The 19895-nt window shown below is 69.2% G+C and carries 18 protein-coding genes; 7 read left to right on the top strand and 11 right to left on the bottom strand.

What is annotated here, in order from left to right:
- Positions 1-4 precede the first annotated feature (4 nt).
- The 3 genes from KBZ12_RS15820 to KBZ12_RS15810 are packed head-to-tail and all read left to right on the top strand — an operon-like array spanning position 5 to position 3854.
- Positions 5-1462, top strand: a complete 1458-nt coding sequence (locus KBZ12_RS15820) for a GspE/PulE family protein (RefSeq protein WP_254958962.1) — start codon at positions 5-7, stop codon at positions 1460-1462.
- A 5-nt stretch (positions 1463-1467) separates the two neighbouring features.
- A complete protein-coding gene (locus KBZ12_RS15815) occupies positions 1468-2547 on the top strand; it encodes a type IV pilus twitching motility protein PilT (RefSeq protein ID WP_254958961.1) in 1080 nt (359 codons plus the stop codon).
- A 56-nt stretch (positions 2548-2603) separates the two neighbouring features.
- Positions 2604-3854, top strand: coding sequence for a type II secretion system F family protein (locus KBZ12_RS15810; protein ID WP_254958960.1), 1251 nt, complete (start codon positions 2604-2606; stop codon positions 3852-3854).
- On the opposite strand, the gene KBZ12_RS15805 is transcribed toward KBZ12_RS15810, so the two are convergent.
- Complete coding sequence (locus KBZ12_RS15805; protein ID WP_254958959.1) at positions 3836-5125, bottom strand: NAD(P)/FAD-dependent oxidoreductase; 1290 nt, start codon at positions 5123-5125, stop codon at positions 3836-3838. The genes KBZ12_RS15810 and KBZ12_RS15805 overlap by 19 nt on opposite strands.
- Before the next feature lie 6 nt (positions 5126-5131).
- Between KBZ12_RS15805 and dusA the strand changes: the two genes are divergently transcribed.
- Positions 5132-6154, top strand: a complete 1023-nt coding sequence (gene dusA / locus KBZ12_RS15800; protein WP_254958958.1) for a tRNA dihydrouridine(20/20a) synthase DusA — start codon at positions 5132-5134, stop codon at positions 6152-6154.
- 28 nt (positions 6155-6182) lie between these two features.
- Here dusA and KBZ12_RS15795 read toward each other — a convergent pair whose 3' ends face one another.
- The 7 genes from KBZ12_RS15795 to KBZ12_RS15765 form a co-directional block, all read right to left on the bottom strand.
- Positions 6183-6704, bottom strand: coding sequence for an RNA-binding protein (locus KBZ12_RS15795; RefSeq protein ID WP_254958957.1), 522 nt, complete (start codon positions 6702-6704; stop codon positions 6183-6185).
- 130 nt (positions 6705-6834) lie between these two features.
- Positions 6835-8235: an argininosuccinate lyase gene (gene argH / locus KBZ12_RS15790; RefSeq protein ID WP_254958956.1), complete on the bottom strand. Its 1401-nt coding sequence runs from the start codon at positions 8233-8235 to the stop codon at positions 6835-6837.
- 38 nt (positions 8236-8273) lie between these two features.
- Complete coding sequence (locus KBZ12_RS15785; protein WP_254958955.1) at positions 8274-9644, bottom strand: GAF domain-containing SpoIIE family protein phosphatase; 1371 nt, start codon at positions 9642-9644, stop codon at positions 8274-8276.
- A gap of 86 nt (positions 9645-9730) precedes the next feature.
- Positions 9731-11194 carry a signal recognition particle-docking protein FtsY gene (gene ftsY, locus KBZ12_RS15780; protein ID WP_254958954.1) on the bottom strand — a complete coding sequence of 488 codons (1464 nt, stop codon included), beginning with the start codon at positions 11192-11194 and terminating at the stop codon, positions 9731-9733.
- A gap of 11 nt (positions 11195-11205) precedes the next feature.
- Positions 11206-11832 (bottom strand): transcription antitermination factor NusB, encoded by a 627-nt coding sequence (gene nusB / locus KBZ12_RS15775; RefSeq protein WP_254958953.1) that lies wholly within the window; start codon positions 11830-11832, stop codon positions 11206-11208.
- Entirely contained in the window at positions 11832-12563 is a 732-nt protein-coding gene (locus KBZ12_RS15770; RefSeq protein WP_254958952.1) for a DUF502 domain-containing protein, read from the bottom strand. Before KBZ12_RS15770 ends, nusB begins: the two co-directional genes overlap by 1 nt.
- Positions 12564-12617: 54 nt before the next feature.
- The gene (locus KBZ12_RS15765) at positions 12618-13268 is read right to left on the bottom strand and encodes an HpsJ family protein (RefSeq protein WP_254958951.1); all 651 of its coding nucleotides are present in this window, start codon (positions 13266-13268) and stop codon (positions 12618-12620) included.
- A 39-nt stretch (positions 13269-13307) separates the two neighbouring features.
- On the opposite strand from KBZ12_RS15765, the gene queG reads away from it, so the two are divergent.
- The 3 genes from queG to KBZ12_RS15750 all read left to right on the top strand — a co-directional run bounded on the left by queG (position 13308) and on the right by KBZ12_RS15750 (position 17740).
- Positions 13308-14279, top strand: a complete 972-nt coding sequence (gene queG, locus KBZ12_RS15760) for a tRNA epoxyqueuosine(34) reductase QueG (protein WP_254958950.1) — start codon at positions 13308-13310, stop codon at positions 14277-14279.
- 24 nt (positions 14280-14303) lie between these two features.
- Positions 14304-15209, top strand: a complete 906-nt coding sequence (locus KBZ12_RS15755; protein WP_254958949.1) for a tetratricopeptide repeat protein — start codon at positions 14304-14306, stop codon at positions 15207-15209.
- A gap of 62 nt (positions 15210-15271) precedes the next feature.
- The gene (locus tag KBZ12_RS15750) at positions 15272-17740 is read left to right on the top strand and encodes a DNA topoisomerase (ATP-hydrolyzing) subunit A (RefSeq protein WP_254958948.1); all 2469 of its coding nucleotides are present in this window, start codon (positions 15272-15274) and stop codon (positions 17738-17740) included.
- A gap of 108 nt (positions 17741-17848) precedes the next feature.
- Here KBZ12_RS15750 and KBZ12_RS15745 read toward each other — a convergent pair whose 3' ends face one another.
- From KBZ12_RS15745 to KBZ12_RS15735, 3 genes are all read right to left on the bottom strand, one after another.
- Positions 17849-18337, bottom strand: coding sequence for a GNAT family N-acetyltransferase (locus KBZ12_RS15745; protein WP_254958947.1), 489 nt, complete (start codon positions 18335-18337; stop codon positions 17849-17851).
- Positions 18338-18387: 50 nt separating this feature from the next.
- The gene (locus KBZ12_RS15740) at positions 18388-18720 is read right to left on the bottom strand and encodes a hypothetical protein (protein WP_254958946.1); all 333 of its coding nucleotides are present in this window, start codon (positions 18718-18720) and stop codon (positions 18388-18390) included.
- A gap of 568 nt (positions 18721-19288) precedes the next feature.
- Positions 19289-19855: an ester cyclase gene (locus tag KBZ12_RS15735; RefSeq protein ID WP_254958945.1), complete on the bottom strand. Its 567-nt coding sequence runs from the start codon at positions 19853-19855 to the stop codon at positions 19289-19291.
- Positions 19856-19895: the final 40 nt, after the last annotated feature.

Here is a 19895-nt window from a genome sequence, read left to right as displayed (position 1 = left end):
CTCGATGCCAATAGAAGGTCTCACCCAGCGTCCCCAGGTCACCGGAGCGGAGCGCACGTCCCTGTTCAGCGACCTCGACCTGGCCCAGGCCGCCACGCCGCAGGGGCAGATCGCATCGGAAACCGAGGACCTCGAAGCCAGCAGCTCCGGCGAGGGGATCTCCCCGGTGATGAGCCTGGTGGACAGGATCCTGGTCGAGTCACTCATCACCGGCGCCAGCGACATCCACGTCGAACCCCAGGAAGACGGCCTGCTGATCCGGTTCCGCCAGGACGGTGTCCTGCGCAGTATCGACAAGCTGCCCCGCTCCCTGATCCCGGCGGTGACCTCCCGCTTCAAGATCATGGCCGACCTGGACATCGCCGAGCGGCGCATGCCCCAGGACGGCAGGATTCGCCGCAGCTTCCGTGAGCGCAGGATCGATTTCCGGGTCAGCACCCTTCCAGGCCGCTACGGCGAGAAGGTGGTGCTGCGGCTGCTCGACAGCGGCGCCACCCAGCTTGGTCTGGACAGCCTGATCACTGACGAAGCGGCCAGGGCCACCCTGCGGGACATCGGCTCCAAGCCCTTCGGGATGATCCTGGTGACCGGACCCACCGGTTCCGGCAAGTCCACCACCCTCTACGCCCTGCTCTCGGAACGCAACGAGCCCACGATCAACATCTCCACCGTCGAGGATCCGATCGAATACACCCTCGAGGGCATCACCCAGACCCAGGTGAACCGGGAGAAGGGCTACGACTTCAGCTCCGCCCTGCGCGCCTTCATGCGGCAGGACCCGGACGTGCTGCTGGTGGGGGAGACCCGCGACCTGGAAACCGCACGCACGGCCATCGAGGCGGCCCTTACGGGCCACTTGGTGCTCACCTCCCTGCACTGCAACGACGCCGCCAGCGCCTTCGCCCGGCTCGATGAGATGGGGATGGAGCCCTTCCTGGTGAGTGCTTCGCTGCTGGGGGTGGTGTCGCAGCGGCTGCTGCGTCGCCTGTGCAGCGAGTGCCGCATCTCTTATCACCCCCACCAAGGCGAACTGGCCCGGTTCGGCCTGGTGGCCTCCGATGAGAGCGATATCACCTTCTACCACGCCAACACGGTGTCGCCCGGCTCGGAGGGCTGCTGCAGCACCTGCCAGGGGCGGGGCTACAAGGGCCGGGTTGGGGTCTACGAGATCCTGAGGATGAACGAAACCCTCTCCGCCGCCGTGGCCAAGCGCTCGACCACCGAGGAGCTGCGCCGCCTGGCCCTGGAAAGCGGCATGAAAACACTGCTGGGCTATGGCCTCGACCTCGTGCGGCAGGGGATGACCACCCTCGAGGAGGTGGAGCGGATGCTGCTCACCGACACGGGCCTGGAATCGGAGCGACGGGCCCGGGCCCTGAGCACCCTCACCTGCCGCAGCTGCGGGGCAGGCCTTGAGGACGAATGGTTGGAATGTCCCTACTGTCTGAGCGTTCGGAGCTGAGCGGAATGGACCTTCTGATCGAGGACCTGATGCAGGAGCTGGTCAAGGCCGGAGGCAGCGACCTGCACCTGTCGGCAGGGAATCCGCCCTACGGCCGCTTCAGTGGCCAGCTGCGGCCGATCGTCCAGGACACGAATCTCAGCGAGGAGGGCTGCAACCGTCTGATCTTCTCCCTGCTCAATAACGCCCAGCGCAAGAATCTCGAGCAGAACTGGGAGTTGGACTGCTCCTACGGACTCAAGGGCGTCGCCCGTTTCCGCATCAACGTCTACCGCCAGAGGGGCACCTACGCGGCCTGCCTGCGGGCCCTCGGCAACTCGATCCCCAGCCTGGAGGAGCTCGGCCTGCCGCCGATCGTCGAGGAAATCAGCAACAAGCCCAAGGGGCTCGTCCTGGTCACCGGGCCCACCGGTTCCGGCAAGACCACCACCCTGGCCTCCCTGATCCAGCACATCAACGCCACCCGTTCGGAGCACATCCTCACCATCGAGGATCCGATCGAATTCACCTACAGAAACAACAAGTCGATCATTCACCAGCGGGAGCTCAACGAGGACACCCGCAGCTTCTCCAATGCCCTGCGAGCGGCCCTGCGGGAAGATCCCGATGTGATCCTGGTGGGGGAACTGCGCGACCTGGAGACGATCCAGCTGGCGATCACCGCCGCCGAAACCGGCCACCTCGTCTTCGGCACCCTGCACACCAGTTCCGCCGCCCAGACCGTCGACCGGATGGTGGACGTGTTCCCTGCCGGCCAGCAGACCCAGATCCGGGTGCAGCTCAGCGGCAGCCTGCTGGCGGTCTTCTCCCAGACCCTCTGCAGGAGCGCCGAGCCCACCGGCAAGGGGGCCTTCGGGCGGGTGATGGCCCAGGAGATCATGATCAACAACCCCGCCATCGCCAACCTGATCCGGGAGGGCAAAACCTCCCAGCTGTATTCCCAGATCCAGACCGGCGCCAGCCAGGGCATGCAGACCCTCGAGCGCGCCCTCGCCAATCTGGTGGAGGACGGCAAGGTCAACCGCGAGGAGGCCCTGCTGAAAACCACCAAACCCGAGGAGCTCGTCAGGCTTCTCGAGCGATGATCCTCCTCTGATCCCCTTCCCCCGGACGCCGACCCCCGTTTCCCCCGAGCGCCGCCATGACCGCCTTCGTCGTCACCTACACCACCAAGTCCGGCCAGCGCCGGGAGATGACGCTGACGGCGGACAACCCTTCCGTCGCCCGGCGGGAACTGCGCCGCCGCGGCATCCTGCCCAACACCCTGGTGCGCAAGGAGGCGCCGAAGGTGCCCCAGGGGAGCGTCAAGAAGGCAAACTCCTCCTTTAGCGGCCTGGCCGACCTGCTCGAGGGCCCGGTCACGATCCGGGACAAGGCCCTGTTCGCCAACAAACTCTCCGCCCTGGTGGACGCCGGCGTGCCCATCCTGCGCAGCCTCGACCTGATGCGGATGCAGCAGCGCTCCACCAAGATGCGCCAGGCTCTGGCGGCCATGACCCAGGACGTGAACCAGGGCGACAGCCTGGGCAACTCCATGCGCCGCTGGCCAAAGGTGTTCGACAACCTCAGCATCGCCCTGGTGGAAGCGGGCGAAGCCGGCGGCGTCCTCGACGACACCCTCAAGCGTCTGGCCAAGCTGCTGGAGGACAACGCCAAGCTCCAGAACCAGATCAAGGGGGCCATGAGCTACCCGGTCACCGTGCTGGTGATCGCGATTGCGGTGTTCCTGGGCATGACCATCTTCCTGATCCCCACCTTTTCGAGCGTTTTCGATCAGCTGGGGGCGGAACTGCCCCTGTTCACCCAGATGATGCTCAATCTGAGTAATTTCCTGCGCTCCTGGAAGGCCCTGATCCTGCTTGGTGGTCTGGTGGGTTTTGCCTTCTGGGTGGTCTCCACCTACAACACCCCGATCGGCCGCCGGCAGATCGATGGCCTGCTGCTCAAGCTGCCCCTGTTCGGAGAACTGCTCGAGAAAACGGCCAGCGCCCAGTTCTGCCGCACCCTGAGCTCCCTTTCCAAGGCGGGTGTGCCGATCCTTCTTTCCCTGGAGATCGTGAGGGAAACGGCAACCAATTCCGTGATTTCCGATGCCATCATCTCCTGCAAGAATGAAGTGAGTGAAGGCATGCCGCTCAGCGCCGCCCTGCGAATGAAGAATGTGTTCCCCGAGATGTGCGTGAACATGCTCGCCATCGGCGAGGAAACCGGCGAGATGGACGCCATGCTCTCCAAGGTGGCCGACTTCTACGAAGACGAGGTCAGCACGATGGTGAAGGCCATGACCTCCATGCTCGAGCCGGCCATGATCGTGCTGGTGGGCATCATCGTGGGATCGGTGCTGCTGGCCATGTACCTGCCGATGTTCTCGATCTACGAGCACGTGCGCTGAGCCGCCAGAGCCTGGCCCGCCAGCCAGCCCGAACTCCAGCAGTGCTGGAAGTTGAAGCCACCCGTGACGCCATCCACATCCAGCAGTTCCCCCACCAGGAACAGCCCCGGCTGAAGCCGGCTCTCCATCGTGGCCAGGTTGACTTCCGCCAGGGGGATGCCTCCGGCGGTCACGAACTCCTCGCCGAAGGGGCCACGGCCTGAGATGGCATAGCGGCTGTCCCGCAGGGCGCTAACCAGGGCCTGTTCACTGCGGCGGGGCAGGTCGGCCCAGCGCAGGCTGGCGTCGATGCCGCCCTGGGCCAGCAGGTGCAGCCAGAGGCGGCGGCTGAGGTCGGGCCAGGGGCGCCAGTTGGCCAGCTGACGGCGGGCCTGGTTGCGGCGGGCGTCGGCGAACCACCCCTCCAGGTCCGCCGGTTTACGGCCACCGGTCCAGTCGACCCGGAGCTCTGCCCGGTAGCGACGCTCCCGCAGGACGCGGGCGGCGAAGGCCGTGAGCCGCAGGGTGGCCGGACCGCTGAGGCCCCAGTGGGTGATCAGCACCGGCCCCCGTTGCCGTTGGGGCTTGGTGGCGGTGCTGGCGGCGATTCCCGGCAGGGGCGTGAGCAGGAGCTCCAGCTGCACCGGATCCATGGCCACCCCGGCCAGGTCCACCAGGGGGTGATCGGCCAGGGTGAGGGTGAACAGGGAGGGCACCGGCGCCACCAGGCCATGGCCCAGGGAGGCGGCGATGCGGTGGCCACTGGGGTGGCTGCCTGTGGCCAGCACCAGGTGCTCGGCCTCCAGCTCGGCCCCTGAGCGCAATCGCAGCCGGAAACCTCCCCCGTGGAGGGCCAGGGCCGCCTGGCCCGCCTGGGCCGTGTGCAGCTCCACCCCGGCGGCGATCGCCGCCCGGCGCAGGGTGTCGACCACCGAGCTGGAGCGGTTGGAGCGGGGAAACAGGCGGCCGTCAGGCTCCTGCACCAGCTGCAGGCCATGGGCCTGGAACCAGGCCACCGTGTCGCCGGTGGCGAAGCGCGAGAAGGGCCCCCGCAGGGCCTTGCCGCCACGGGGGTAGTGATCCACCAGCGCCCGCGGGTCCCAGCAGGCGTGGGTGACGTTGCAGCGACCACCGCCGCTGATCAGCACCTTGTGCAGCGGTTCGGGGGTGGACTCCAGCAGCAGCACGCCCCCGGGGAAGCGGCCACCGGCCGCTTCGGCCGCCGCAATGGCGGCCATGAAGCCCGCAGGACCACCTCCCACCACCACCACGGAGGCACGGCTGGGCAGCATGGGGCGATGGAGCACAACTACCGCTTCAGTGTGGCGCCCATGCTGGACTGCACCGATCGGCACTTCCGGGTGCTGATGCGGCAGGTCAGCCGGCACTGCCTGCTCTACTCCGAGATGGTGGTGGCCCGGGCGCTGCACCACATCGCCCTGGAGGGCTCCGCCTCCCGGATGGGGGAGCGGCAGCAGCGGCTGGAGAGGCTGCTGGGGTTCGATCCAATCGAGCACCCGCTGGTGCTGCAGCTGGGGGGCGACGACCCGGAGCTGCTGGCGGAGGCCGCCCGGATGGGGGCCGACTGGGGCTACGACGAGATCAACCTGAACTTGGGATGCCCCAGCGAAAAGGTGCAGCAGGGCCGCTTCGGGGCCTGCCTGATGGCGGAGCCGGAGCGGGTGGCCCGCTGCGTGGCGGCGATGGCGGCGGCCACGCCCCTGCCAGTGACGGTGAAACACCGCATCGGCATCGACGAGCGGGATTCCTACGCCGAACTGCTGGCCTTCGTCGACACCCTGGCCGCCGCCGGCGCCGCCCGCTTCGCCGTCCATGCCCGCAAGGCGTGGCTGAACGGCCTCGATCCCAAGCAGAACCGCACCGTGCCGCCCCTGCGCTGGGATCTGGTGCACCGGCTCAAACGGGAGCGGCCGGCGCTGAGGATCGAACTGAACGGCGGCCTCGAGGAGCTTGCACCCTGCCGGGAGCAGCTGGCCTGGGTGGACGGGGTGATGGTGGGCAGGGCGGCCTACGCCCACCCCCTGCGCTGGGCGGGGGTGGACGGGCAGATTTTCGGGGATGGGGGCGCGGTCGAGGCCCGGGCCTCGACGGTGCTCCGGGGGGTACTGCCCCACGCTGAGCGCTGGTGCGCCTCGGGCGGACGCCTGTGGCCGATCGCCCGGCACCTGGTGCAGGTGGTGGAAGGGGTCAGCGGGGCGCGCGGCTGGCGCGGCTGGCTGACCCGGGAGGCCGGCCAGGCCGGCGCCGGCCCGGAGGTGCTGGAGGCCGCCGCCAGGCAGCTGGAGGAACGGGGCCTGTGACGCGGATCAGCCCGGTGTCCCGGCCGCTTCAGACTTCGGCGCCGCCGTAATCGCCGCCACCGCCGTACTCACCGCCGCCGGTGCGGCGCCGGCGGGAGCGGCCCGCTTCGAAGGCATCGGGGGCGGCACCGCCACCGCCCGCGGCACCACCGCCACCGCCGTAGCTGCGGTCTTCCCAGCCCTTGGCACCGGAGCCCCGATCGCCACCGCCGCCATAACCTCCACCGCCGCCGTAACCGCCGCCACCACCACCGCCGTAGCCGCCGCCACCCCGGCGCGGGGCTCCACCGCCACCACCGCCGCCGCCACTGCGGGGTTCGGCCTTGTTGATGCGCAGGGGACGGCCCATCAGCTCGGCGCCCTGGAGGGCATCAATCGCCCGGGTCTCGGTGTCGGCGTCGGCCATCTCGACGAAGGCGAAGCCCCGCTTGCGGCCGGTGTCACGCTCCAGTGGCAGAGAGCAATTGACCACGTCTCCGAAGGGAGCGAACAACTCAGCCACGTCCTCCTGCTCAGCGCGGAAGGGAAGATTGCCGACGAAAATACTCACTGACCGATGAGGGGGAACCGATGGCGCGCGCAAGCGCCTGAGACCCGCCAAGGTTAGACGGAGACGCGCGATTCCCACGACTGACCGCCCCAGCCAGCGCCGGGGGGCCAGGGGTGGATGGCGACGCGCCTCAGGGGGTCTGGTCGAGGCGCTCACGCGCCAGCCGCAGTTGCTCGGCCACCCGCTCGAATCCGGTGCCGCCCTCACTACGCCGGGCCGCCACCACCTGCCGCGGCGCGATCACGGCATGGATGTCCGCCTCGAAGGAGGGATGCAGCTCCTGCCAGCGCTCCAGGGGCAGGTCAGCCAGCAGCCGCTGCTCCACCAGGCAGGCCTTCACCAGCCCACCGACGAGCTGGTAGGCCTCCCGAAAGGGCACGCCCCGGGCCACCAGATAGTCGGCCACATCGGTGGCGTTGGAATAATCGGTGGCCACGGCAGCCTCCAGCCGGGCGGGGCGGAACGCGAGCCCTTCCTCGAACAGCACGGCCATCGCTTCAAGACAATCGAGGCAAGTGCGCACCCCATCGAACAGGGCTTCCTTGTCCTCCTGGAAGTCCTTGTTGTAGGCGAGGGGCAGACCCTTGATCATCGTCAGCAGCCCCATCAGATGGCCGAAAACCCGGCCGCTCTTGCCGCGCACCAGTTCGGGTACATCAGGATTCTTTTTCTGGGGCATCAGGCTGCTGCCGGTGGCGCAGCGGTCGGTGAGCCCCACGAAACCGAACTCCTCACTGGCCCAGAGGATCACCTCCTCCGCCAGGCGGCTGAGGTGGGCCATCACCAACGACAGCGCCGCCATCGTCTCGACAGCGAAGTCGCGATCGCTCACCGCATCGAGACTGTTGGCGTAGATGGCCTCGAAGCCCAGTTCGGCGGCGGTCTGGCGGCGGTCGATCGGCACCGGCGTCCCCGCCAGGGCCGCCGCCCCGAGGGGGCAGATGTTGACGCGGCGGCGCACGTCGGCCAGGCGCTGGCGGTCGCGTTCGGCCATCTCCACGTAGGCGAGCAGGTGGTGGGCCAGGCAGACCGGCTGGGCCCGCTGCAGATGGGTGTAGCCGGGAATCAGCGTGTCGGGGTGGGCTTCAGCCTGGGCCAGCAGGGCCCGCTCGAAGCGCACCAGGGCGGCATCGATGTGGTCGATGCGGCGCCGCAACCACAGGCGCAGGTCGGTGCCCACCTGGTCGTTGCGGCTGCGGCCGGTGTGCAGCTTCTTGCCGAGGGAGCCGAGGCGTTCGATCAGCCGCCGCTCCACGGCGAAATGCACGTCCTCCGCCTCGAGGCCCGGCGTGAAGCGGCCGGCGGCCGCCTCGGAGCGGATGGCCTCGAGCCCCTCGATCAGCCGCTCGGCTTCCTCCGGGGTGATCACACCGCAGCGGCCCAGCATGCGGGCGTGGGCGATCGAGCCGTCGAGATCCTCCTGGAGCAGGGCGATGTCGAAACCGATCGAGGCGTTGAACCGCTCGATCGCCGGATGCAGACCCTGCTCGAAGCGATCGCTCCAGGTGTTGGGGGAGGGGTCAGCGGCCATCACGGGGTTCCGGGCAGCCCTTCAGCTTGCCATCCGTCTCAGGTCGGGGGCAGGGAGGGCAGGACCACCCCGTCGCGCACCTTCAGCACCACCATCGAGGCATCGTCCTCGAGGCGGCGGTCGCTGCCGACGAACCGGTCGAGGCGATCGAACAACCGATCCAGGATCGTCTGGGCCTCATGGGCCACCCGGCAGGCGCCCTGGAAGGCCTTCACCAGCCGCTCCTCATCGAAGCGCTCGCCGCTGAAGCCGCTGGCTTCGGTGACGCCATCGGTGTAGTAAAGGATCACATCGCCCGGCTCCAGCTGCAGCTCGCCGCAGCCGTACTCCGCCTCGCTCTGCAGGCCGATCAGCAGGCCGGGGGTGTCGAGCCGCTCCACCCGGCCCGACTGGCGGCGCCACAGCAGGGGCGGGTTGTGGGCGGCGTTGGCGTAACGCAGCAGGCGGGTACGGGGGTCGTAGTCGGAATAGAAGAGGGTGACGAAGCGGTGCGAGTGGGCCAGGTCCTCCTGGGCCAGCTGGTTGAGGTCGTGGAGGATGCGATCCGGGGGCAGGCCGCTGAGCACCTCGGCCCGCAGCATGCCCCGCAGCAGGGTCATCAGCAGGCCGGCCGGCACCCCCTTCCCCATCACATCCCCCATCACCAGCGCCCAGGGGGCCTGCTCGCGCCGGTGACCGGTGAGCTGGGGCTGGGTGGGGATGAAGTCGTAGTAGTCGCCGCCCACCTGGAAGGCCGGACGGCAGAGGGCCGCCAGCTCGACGCCGTCGATCACAGGGCAGTGGTCAGGCAGAAGCTGGGACTGGACCTCGGCGCCGATGCTGAGCTGGCGGTCGAGCCGTTCATGGCGGCGCCGGTCCTGCTGCAGCACCTCGTTCTCCAGGGCCACGCCGGTGAGGTCGGCCACCAGCTGGAGGTGGCGGCGGCGCACGTCGCTCCAGCTGAAGCCGCGCCGGCCACTGAAGACGTAGAGGCGGCCCCGCTGGCGGCTGCGGGCCACCACGGAAGTGGCGAACACCTGCTGGGCGCCGAGCAGCCGCTGGACCAGGGGGTCGAGCAGCACCGCGACGGCCTCATCACCCTCCTGGTTCTGGAGCTGGCCATCGGGCAGGGCCGCCAGCTGGCGCAGCACCTCGGCGCTGCGCTCACCGGCGGTGGCCTGGAGCTGCTCGCGCCAGAGCCGCCCATCAGCATGGAACACCACCAGCAGGCTGCCTTCGGCCTCCACCAGCCGCGCAGCCACCAGGGGCACCAACTCGAGGAAGCGCTTGAGGTTGGTGTAGCTGCGCAGGGCGAACGACAACGACGCCAGCAGCTCCTGGTTGCGGCGCTGCTCCCGGCCGAGGCTGTCGAGCAGCTGGCGCAGCGAAGCCGTGACCGACGACGACCCTCGATCAGGTGACGGGGACACCGTCGGGGTGGAGAGGGGCTGCGGAAGCGGCAGGCTGCTCACCGAGCGGCCGCAAAGGACACGCAAGGTAGCAGCGGGGACGGGACTCAGGAGGCCAGCAGCGCCTCGACGAACTCGAAGCTGTTGAAGGGCCGCAGGTCGCGGATGCCCTCACCGGCTCCGATGAAGCGGATCGGCAGCCCCGCCTCGGAGGCCACCGCCAGGGCGACGCCGCCGCGGGCGCTGCCATCGAGCTTGGTGAGCACCACCCCGGTGAGGCCGGCGGCACTGGCGAAGGCCATGGCCTGGCGCAGGCCGTTCTGGCCCTGGCTGGCATCGAGCACCAACAGCGACTCCACCACCGCCTCCGGCGCCAGCTTGGTGATGGTGCGCCGCACCTTGCCCAATTCCTCCATCAGGTTGTGCTTGGTCTGCAGCCGGCCGGCCGTGTCCACCAGCACCAGCTCGGTGCCCTTGGAGCGGGCTGCGCCGATGGCGTCGTAGACGACGGCCGCCGGATCGGCGTTGGCGCTGGGGTTGGCCACCACCGCCACACCGCTGCGCTCACCCCAGACGCTCACCTGCTGCACCGCCGCGGCCCGGAAGGTGTCGGCGGCGGCGATCAGGCAACTGTAGCCGCTGCGCACCGCCAGGTTGGCCAGCTTGCCGAGGGTGGTGGTCTTGCCGACCCCGTTCACCCCGACCAGCAGCCAGACGTTGAGCCGCTCGCGCTGGGGGGCCAGCACGGCGGTGTCACCGGCGCGGATGGGGGCATCCAGCAGGCCACGCAGCTGCTCCTTGAGGAAGCGCAGGCCTTCGGCAGGATCCACCACCTCCTCGTTGAGGCGGCGGCGCAGGGCTTCGAGCACCTGGTCGGTGGCCTTGACGCCCACATCGGCGCGCAACAGGGTGGATTCAAGATCGTCGAGCACCGCCGGGGTGAGGGGATCGTCGCCGAGGTTCTCCAGCAGCTGGGTGACGAAGCCCTTGCGGGTCTTCTCCAGGCCGCGGCGCAGCCGGCCCAGCCAGTCGATCTCCTCGAGGGAGACGTCCTCGGCGCGCCGCCCCTGGGCCGCCAGCACCTCGGCCGACCAGGTGAACGTGGCATCGAAGGCCCCGAGGCTGGGGTCGGCGGCATCGGCCTCTGCGGCGGCCGGAGGCACGGCCGGGGCTGGCTCGGCGGGGGCGGTGATCTCCTGGAGGCGCTGCTGGCGCTGGGCGGCGGCCTGCTCCAGCAGGGACAGGCCCGGGCTCACGGGAGGAGCGGCAGGGGGCTCGGGCTCGGGTGCTGCCGGTGCGGCTTCAGGGGTGACGGGCGGGCGGGCCGCCTCCTGCTGCTGGGCCTTGAGCCGGGCGTAGGCCTGACGCGCCCAGGCCAGGGCGTCCTCATCGACACCGGCGCCGGCGGGAGCGGCTGGGGCCGGCGTGGGTTCCGCCACCGGCTCCGCAGGCTGCAGCGACTCCTCTGCCGCAGGGGCCGCTTCGGGCTCCGGCTCGGCCTCGGGAGCGGGCAGCGGTTCGGGCGTCGGGTCGGGCTGGGCCACGGCCCGTTTGAACCAATCGAAGACCATCGCGTTCCTGCCTACACCCGGGCGGCGGTGAAGCGCCGCAGCACGCCGTTGATCATGCGTCGCCCCTGGTCGTCGCTGTAGCGGTTGGCCAATTCCACCGCCTCGTTGCAGGCCACGGCGGCGGGGGTGGCGAAGTCCTCGATGTCGACCACCGCCAGCCGCAGGATGTCGCGGTCGACCCGGGGCAGGCGGGTGAGCCGCCAGCCCTCCATCACCGCGTCGATGCGGCGGTCGAGGCCCTCACGGTCGCGCAGCACCGCCTTGCTGCGGGCGATGGCGTCGAGCCGGACGGCGTCCTGATCGGCCAGGAGCAGCAGGCGGGGCAACTCCAGGCTGGCCGAGAGGCGATTGAGGGCCTGCTCGGCGTTGGTGAGGCCGTCCTGCAGGTGTCGCCGCACCGTGGGCAGCTGCTTTTCGCCCTGGTCCTGCAGCTCGCTGTCGAGCAGCCGCTGCTGGGCCTGCTGCAGATCCTCGGCGGAGCGGTCGAGGGCCTCGCGCACGTGCTGGCTGAGGGTGGTGACAGCCTGCTGCAGCAGCTGATCGAAGGAGCCGGTGGGGGCTTCGGCCCCGCTGCCGCGATCACTCACCTGACCCAGCATCAGCAGGGCCAGTTCACGGGCAAGGGTGCGACTCTGCATCAGGGGGTTTGGGGGGCGCGCAGCTGGGCCAGGAGGTTGGCGAAGCTGCGGTTGGAGTTGGGTTCCCGCTCGTCGGGGCTGACGATGCCGGCGGAGATGATCGTGCGGAAGGCATCCTCCACGCTCAGCTCCAGATCTTTCACCAGGCGCTCGGGCACGACCGCGTACCAACCGGTGGTGGGGTTGGGGGCGGTGGGAATGAAGACACTGAGCATCTTCTCGCCGAAATCGGACTGGATGGCGGTGCCGATCACTCCGGTGACGAAGCCCACGGCGTAGAGCCCTTCGCGGGGATACTCCACCAGCACCACCCGCCGGAAGCGGCTGGAGTTGCCCTGCAGGAAGGTTTCCAGCAGCTGCTTGAGGGTCTTGTAGACGGAGCCCGCCAGGGGGATGCGCAGCAGGGTCCCCTCACCGAACTCCAGCAACCAGCGGCCGACAATGTTGCGGGCCATCAGGCCGATCAGCAGGATTCCCAGCAGGGGCACCAGCAGCCCCACCCCCAGGTTGATCAGGTCCTGGAGGAGGGGGTTGAGGGTGTTGAACGGGTTGAACTGCTTGGGAATCGAGGTGAGGAACGCCAGCACGAAGCGGCTCACCGTGGTGGCCAGCCAGATCGTGGTGGCCAACGGAATGACCACCAGCAGGCCGGCGATCAGATCGTTCTTGAGATCCTGCTGCAGCCGGTTGCCCAGGGGCTGGTCGGAACTGGAACTACTGGATGGGACCAATGGAAGAAGGGGTCCGTAGGGGCGAAACCCTAACGGTAACGATCCACGGGGGTCTTACAGGACACTGCCGAGGCAAAGGATGGTGAAGGCAATGATCAGCACCACCGCGCCAAGCGACCCGCCATAGCGGCGCTGGCTGAGGGTGACTTTCCCGGTCTGCTCGGTCTGCTTGAACTGGGTTTCGAGCTGGTCGAGCTGGCGATCGATGAAGGCCCGGGCCGACTGGGTCTTCTGGGCATCGGTGGCGCCGGGGGGCACCTGGCCGGTGGCTTCAGCCTGCTTGATGAGCTGCTGCAGCAGGGCGGGATCCTTGCTCTGCTGGCGGGCCATCTCCAGCTGGCCGCGCTTGGCGGCGATCTGCTGGTCGTTCTGCTGCTGCATCTGCTGGTCACCGCCGAAGGTGATCGGCAGCGAGGCGGTCAGCAGGACGGCCAGCAGACCACTGATGATGCAGACCGTCCAGAGGACGGGCGTGCGCCCCTCCGACTGGTCTTCCAGGCGGGAGGAGAGGTACATGAGCAGCAGACCGATCAGACCCATGGGGGCCTGGCTGATCAGTCGCTCCACCACCAGCTGGCGAAATGCCTCCTCTTCCCAGTCCCAGAGACTGAGGACGGCGACCAGCTGCAGAACGAGCAACACCACCAGGGTGAGGCCCATCCAGCGCAACAGCGGGCTGAAACGGGAGGAGGAAACGGCAGCCACTCACGGAGGGTCGGACTCTTGGGACTCTACCGGCAGCCCTTGAACGCTCCCGACTCCCCTGGCGCCCTGGCGGCGGGCCTGCGGGCCAGGGCCGAGGCCCTGGGCTTCGCACCGGTGGGCCTGGCGGCGGTGCCGGGGGGGGCCCGGCTGCCGCTGCGCACCGCCGCCCTGGAGCGCTGGCTGGCGGCGGGCCACCAGGCGGGGATGGGCTGGATGAACGACCCGCGCCGCCAGCGGATCGAGGCGCTGCTGCCGGGAGTGCGCAGCGTGCTGGCCGTGGGCTGGAACTACCACGTGGCCCAGGAGCAGGCCCCAGGAAGCCTGCGGGTGGCCCGCTACGGCTGGGGGCGCGACTACCACCGGGTGATCGATGGGCGCCTGCGGCAGCTGGGGCGCTGGCTGGAGGAGGCCGCACCGGGCGCCCGCTGGCGGGCCTGCGTCGACAGTGCGCCCCTGCTCGACAAGGCCTGGGCGGAGGAGGCGGGCCTGGGCTGGATCGGCAAGAACGGCAACCTGATCGATCGCCGCCGGGGCTCCTGGATGCTGCTGGGCCACCTGCTCATCAGCCTCGACCTGCCACCCGACCGCCCGGCCGAACCCCTGTGCGGCGCCTGCACCGCCTGCATGGACGCCTGCCCCACCGGCGCCATCGACGAGCCCTTCGTGGTGGATGCCCGCCGCTGCCTGGCGTATCACACGATTGAGAACCGCGCCGAAACGCTGCCGGCGCCGATCGCCGGACGGCTGGAGGGCTGGGTGGCCGGCTGCGACATCTGCCAGGAGGTCTGCCCCTGGAACCACCAGGCCCTGCCGATCGCCGCTGACGCGGACGTGCAGCCGCGCCCGTGGCTACTGGATCTGCGCGGTGAGGAGGCCCTGGGCTGGAGCGACGCCGACTGGGACGAACGGCTGCGGGCCTCGGCCCTGCGGCGGATCCGGCCGGCGATGTGGCGGCGCAACATCATGGCGGCGCTGGCGGGCGCTGGGGGACAAAGGGGGACGGCTCCCTAGGCTGGCGCGATTCGTGGTGATTGCGTGGGCAGGCGGTTCTGGCGACTGTTTTCCTCCCTCTGCCTGGCCTTGCCGCTGACGGTGCTCCCCACGCCGGCCAAGGCGCTGGTTCCGTTCGTGTACCTGCCCCAGGAAAAGGAACTGGAGGGGGCGGGGCTGGGCATCGCCCAGGCGGCGGCACGGCTGCTGCGCCTCGGTCAGGCGGAGGATGCCGCCCGGCTGGCGGAGCTGACCGTGCGGCTGCTGCCGGACGATCCCCGCGGCTGGGTGCTGCTGGCGGAGGCGGAACTGCGCAGCAACCAGATGGACAAGGCGGTGGTGGCCCTGGCCAGGGCCAAGCAGCTGGACCCCAACAACGCCGGTATCTGGTTCGCCGAAGGCTCCCTGGCCCTGCGCAACGGCAAGCCCCAGGACGCCATCAGCCTGCTGCGCAAAGGGATTGAGCTGGATGGCAAGAACGCCGGTGCCTATTTCGATCTGGGCAATGCCCAGATCCTTCTGGGCAACACCGACGCGGCCCTGGGCTCGTTCGAGAAGGCCGCGGGGCTGCGCAAGGACTTCTGGGAAGCGATCAACAACCAGGGCCTGGTGCTGTTCGAGAGAGGCCGCACCGCCGACGCCATCGGCCGTTGGCAGCGGGTGCTGAAGATCAAGCCGGACATCGCCGAAACCTCCCTGGCCCTGGCGGCGGCCCTGTTCGAACGCGGACCGGCGGAGCGAGCCCAGGCCCTGAAGCTGGCTGAAAGTGCCCTGGCGGAGGAGCCCAACTACGTGATGGTCAGCTTCCAGAAGGAACAGCTGTGGGGGCCGCGGCTGCGGGCGGTGACCGCCCAGCTGCTGGCCCTGCCGGAACTGAAGGCCGCGGTGGAGCGGGCCCAGGCCAATGCCACCGCCGGTGACGGCAACGGTGGCAGCAGCGACGACTCCTGAGCTGGTCGCCACGGGCACCATCTGTAGGCTGAGCGCCCTGAGCCGCAGACCCCCAGGACCGGATGCCGGACGAGCGCGTCCAACCGATCGCCCTGCATCAGGAGATGCAGCGCTCCTACCTCGAGTACGCGATGAGCGTGATCGTGGGACGGGCCCTGCCGGACGTGCGCGACGGGCTCAAACCGGTGCAGCGCCGCATCCTGTTCGCAATGCACGAGCTGGGGCTGACCCCGGACCGGCCGTACCGCAAGTGCGCCCGGGTGGTGGGCGACGTGCTGGGCAAGTACCACCCCCACGGTGACCAGGCCGTTTACGACGCCCTGGTGCGGCTGGTGCAGACCTTCGCCAGCCGCCACCCGCTGCTGGATGGCCACGGCAACTTCGGCTCGGTGGACGACGATCCGCCGGCCGCGATGCGGTATACGGAAACCCGGCTGGCGCCGATCGCCCATGAGGCGATGCTCGAGGAGATCGGCAGCGATACGGTCGACTTCGCCCCCAACTTCGATGGCTCCCAGCAGGAGCCGACGGTGCTGCCGGCCCAGCTGCCCTTCCTGCTGCTGAACGGCTGCACCGGCATCGCCGTGGGCATGGCCACCAGCATCCCCCCCCACAACCTGGGCGAGGTGGTGGATGCGCTGATCGCCCTGATCCGCAAGCCCGACCTGGCCGAGGAGAAGCTGCTGGCGATGGTGCCGGGCCCGGATTTCCCCACCGGCGGCGAGGTTCTGCTGGGCAGCGGCGTGCGCGACACCTACGCCACGGGGCGGGGCAGCATCCCGATGCGGGGTGTTGCCCACATCGAAGAGGTGCAACCGGGCAAGGGGCGCCACCGCCGCGGTGCTGTGGTGGTAACGGAGCTGCCGTACCAGTTGAGCAAGGCGGGCTGGATCGAGAAGCTGGCCGAGCAGGTCAACGACGGCAAGATCGGCGGCATCGCCGACATCCGCGACGAGAGCGACCGCGAGGGGATGCGGGTGGTGATCGAGCTGCGGCGCGATGCCGAACCCCAGAAGGTGCTGGAGGAACTGCAACGCCGCACGGCCCTGCAGAGCAATTTCGGCGCCATCCTGCTGACGCTGGTGAACGGCCAGCCCCAGCAGCTGAACCTGCGCCAGCTGCTGCTGCGGTTCCTGGAGTACCGGGAGCTGACGATCCTGCGGCGCACCAACCACGCGCTGAAGCGCTGCGAAGACCGCCTCGAAGTGGTGCAGGGGCTGATCAAGGCCCTCGACGACCTGAAGCGGGTGATCGAAATGATCAGCGAGGCACGGGATGCCGCCACGGCGCGGGCCAGCCTGCAGGTGCACCTGGATCTGAGCGAGCGGCAGGCCGATGCGGTGCTAGCCATGCCGCTGCGGCGGCTCACGGGCCTGGAGCAGGAGGGGCTGCGCAAGGAAGCGGCGGAGCTGGAGGAGGAACGCACCCGACTGCGGCACCTGCGCGACGACCGCGACACCCTGCTCGACACGATGGTGAACGAGCTCAAGGGGCTCAGGAAGCGCTATGCCACACCACGCCGCACCCGCCTGGTGGAGGGCGGCGACGCCCTGGTGGCCCAGCGGGCGGCGGCGGTGCGGCCCAACACCGAACTGCAGCGGCAGCAGGCCTTCGAGGCCCTGGCCGGCGATGGCCGGCTGCTGATCCAGACCGACGGCGCCGTGCGGATCGTGACGCCGCAGGTGCTGGGGCGGCTGCACCTCGATGACGCCGCTGAACTGGGCGAGCAGCCGCCGCCGGCGCGGCTGATCCTGCCGGTGGCCGAGCAGCCGGCCCTGCTGGCCTTCAGCGCCAGCGGCAAAGTGGCCCTGCTGCGCTGGGAATTCGCCGGCCAGCACCCCGGCAAGCTGGAACGCTTCCTGCCCGACAGCCTGCAAGGGGAGACGGTGGTGCAGGTGCTGCCGTTGCCGCAGCCGCCGTCGGGAAGCATCGGGCTGCTGAGCACCGATGGGCGCTTCAAGCGGCTGCCGATCGAGGATTTCCTGGAGCTGTCGGGCCGACCCGCCACCGTGCTGAAGCTCAAGGAGGGGGTGGCGCTGCAGCGGGTGGTGCCCTGCCAGGAGGGGGAGGATCTGGTGGTGGCCACCAGCACGGGCCGGGTGCTGCGGCTGGCGATCAACGACACCAACCTGCCGGTGCTGGGCCGCACCGCCCAGGGGCCGATGCTGCTGCGGCTGCTGCCGGGCGAACGGGTGGTGGGGGCGGCGCGGGCTGCCGCCGGCGGCGATGTGCTGCTGGCCAGCCGCCGCGGCCAGGTGAAGCGGCTGCAGCTCGAAAGCCTGCGGCCCTGCCAGCGGGGCGCCATGGGCCAGATCGGCCTGCGCTTCCTGGAGCGCGACGACGGCCTGGTGGATCTGCAGGCGGGCGACGCCGGCGTGATCGGCGTGACGCTGGAGGGACCCGAGGGCCGCAACCTGCGGCTGAGCGCCGACCAGCTACCGCCGGAGGACTGCGGCGGATCTGGGCTGGCGCTGACCCTGAAGGCGGGTGATGCGGTGCGGGAACTGGTGCCGCTGCTCGGGGGGCCCTAGGCCGGTCAGCGGACGATCAGCACGGGCTCGTTGGACCTGGCGGCGGGGGGTCTCCCAGAAGGCCATCGCTTCGCCAGCCGAGCGACCTGTTCGGCCGGCACTCCTGTGTCACGCCCCCAGTTCGATCCGCATCTCGACCATGGTCGGGCGCAGTCCGGCGCGCTCGAACAGTTGCCGGGCGGCGGCATTCCGCGTCGACGCACTGAGCATCAGGCTGCTGGAGCCCAGGGCAAGGGCCGCCTCCTTGGCCGCCTCGAGCAGCCGGCGGCCGATCCCGCCGCTCCTGGCCTCGGGATCCACGTAGATGTCGTGAAGCCAGGCTCCAGCACGGCGTATCTCCACCAGGCTCATCGGCTCCATCCGCACGAACGCATAGCCCACGGGGTGGGGGCCGGCCTCGGCGATCAGCAGCACGACCTCCGGCCGCTGGAGCTCCGCTTGAAAAAACTCCGCATAGGCGCGCTCGCCACCCGGCGGCACGGCGAAGCGTTCCCCGTCAAAGCCGACATGCAGCTGGCCGAGGGCGAAGCCGAAGCGGGCCAGCACCGTGAGGTCGGCGTCTGTCGCTCGGCGCACCGTCAGGGGCGATTCATTCACGCAACCTCGCCACAACGGATGGTGAGCCAGTAGAGCGACGACCCTATCCCTCAGAGGCCGCGGCAATCGACGCGCAGGTAGCGCAGGGCGATGCGGGCCTCATTGCGCAGGCGCGTCGCCTCCGGAAAGCGGATCAGCAGGTCGGTGAAGCGCGGATCGGCCCCCAGCGCCCAGAGGGTCCGGGCCGAGAGGGCGTAGCCCAGGCAGCGGTCGCGCCCGGCCCGATGGGCGGCCAGCACCAGCCCATCGCCCCGCACCAGGGCCTCCTGACAGGTGGCCGCCGTTGGGCTGGTGCTGAACGCCCTGCTGGCCAGGGCAAACGACCCTGGTCTGGCAGCTCTGCTCCACGTCTTCTGCGGCGGGCAGGAATCCAGGGCACTCACACCCCGATCCAGCCAGCCGCTCCCGGCCCCAGCGATCCAGATACCCCTGGGCGACGAAGAGGGAGCGAAGACCGGCAGCGGCGGATGCCTTGGCCATCCCCCGTTGCTGGTGGGCCGCACAGCGTTCCTCCATCTGTTGCTGGGCCGCCGTCATCGACCGACCTTGCACATTCGCTGCCATGGCCAGTGCCATCAGCTGCTCCGGGCTGAGTTCGAAGAAGGACCATCCATAGCGTTGCCGGGCCAACCGATCCAGGGCCTCCTGGACGGGGGCGGCATTGGCGGTGACGATCTGCGAAACCCGCTGGCAGTTGGCCTCTTCCTCCGCCTCGCTGAGCGCGGCACGGCCCTGTCTGGCCTGGCTGAGGGCAGGGCTTGAAGACCCAAGAACCGCGAAGCAGCCGGCGACCAGGAGAAGAACCACCCACCCTGGTGGCTGCCGACGCTGGTTGTTCATCACACGGGGCTGGATGGAAACCACTGAGGACCAGTGCATGGACCCTTCACCTGAACACGATTCGCTACGGCCTTCATCATCGGGTGAGAGACCAACTGCAGGTCACGGCTATCAGCCCTCCTGGAAGAACGGATCCGGCAGCGCCGGATTTCTCAACTTGGCGGCGGCACCGGCACCAACGACAGGAAGACCCTTCGGGTCGAGCAAACCCAACTGCACCAGAACACTCGCCTGGTCCCAGAGGATGTGTTCATAGGCGACCTTGTCGTCTTCGAATCCAACGATCACGACAAACACGGCTTCAACTCTGCGGCCGGTCGGTTCAACTCCGGGCAGGATATGGTCCATCTTGATGGTATGCGTGAATGAGATGATCAGTTCATCCACGAGCCGTTGCTCGCCATAGGTTCGCGAAACCGTTTCAAAAACGACATCGGGCGGAAAGAACTGACCAATCAGCCGCTTGGCATAGAACCTGCGAACACCTTGCGGACCCTGCCCGCCCACCATGGTGGGAACATTCACGAGATGGGGGTTGGGCGACAATGTCGCCAGCGTCGCGTCGAGGTCGCCTGCCAGTTCAGCCTGGAGATGCGCGTTGAAGATCGCATCGAGTTTCTCGTGACCAGCCTGTTTGCTCATCGTGTTTGCTGCCTCGAGCATAAGTGCGTCAACCATTTGCTCGCAGCTGCCGCAGCCACGGACAGCCTCACTGTAC

It is taken from the genome of Cyanobium sp. Cruz CV13-4-11 (genome assembly GCF_024346055.1).
GTDB lineage: Bacteria > Cyanobacteriota > Cyanobacteriia > PCC-6307 > Cyanobiaceae > Cyanobium.
This window is presented reverse-complemented; position numbering and strand designations above follow the sequence as displayed.

Coding starts and splice junctions, on each gene's coding strand:
- KBZ12_RS15815 (WP_254958961.1), top strand. CDS start 1,468: ATGGACCTTCTGATCGAGGACCTGATGCAGGAGCTGGTCAAGGCCGGA.
- KBZ12_RS15820 (WP_254958962.1), top strand. CDS start 5: ATGCCAATAGAAGGTCTCACCCAGCGTCCCCAGGTCACCGGAGCGGAG.
- argH (WP_254958956.1), bottom strand. CDS start 8,235: ATGGCCGCTGACCCCTCCCCCAACACCTGGAGCGATCGCTTCGAGCAG.
- nusB (WP_254958953.1), bottom strand. CDS start 11,832: ATGCAGAGTCGCACCCTTGCCCGTGAACTGGCCCTGCTGATGCTGGGT.
- dusA (WP_254958958.1), top strand. CDS start 5,132: ATGGAGCACAACTACCGCTTCAGTGTGGCGCCCATGCTGGACTGCACC.
- KBZ12_RS15750 (WP_254958948.1), top strand. CDS start 15,272: ATGCCGGACGAGCGCGTCCAACCGATCGCCCTGCATCAGGAGATGCAG.
- KBZ12_RS15735 (WP_254958945.1), bottom strand. CDS start 19,855: ATGGTTGACGCACTTATGCTCGAGGCAGCAAACACGATGAGCAAACAG.
- KBZ12_RS15805 (WP_254958959.1), bottom strand. CDS start 5,125: ATGCTGCCCAGCCGTGCCTCCGTGGTGGTGGTGGGAGGTGGTCCTGCG.
- KBZ12_RS15810 (WP_254958960.1), top strand. CDS start 2,604: ATGACCGCCTTCGTCGTCACCTACACCACCAAGTCCGGCCAGCGCCGG.
- ftsY (WP_254958954.1), bottom strand. CDS start 11,194: ATGGTCTTCGATTGGTTCAAACGGGCCGTGGCCCAGCCCGACCCGACG.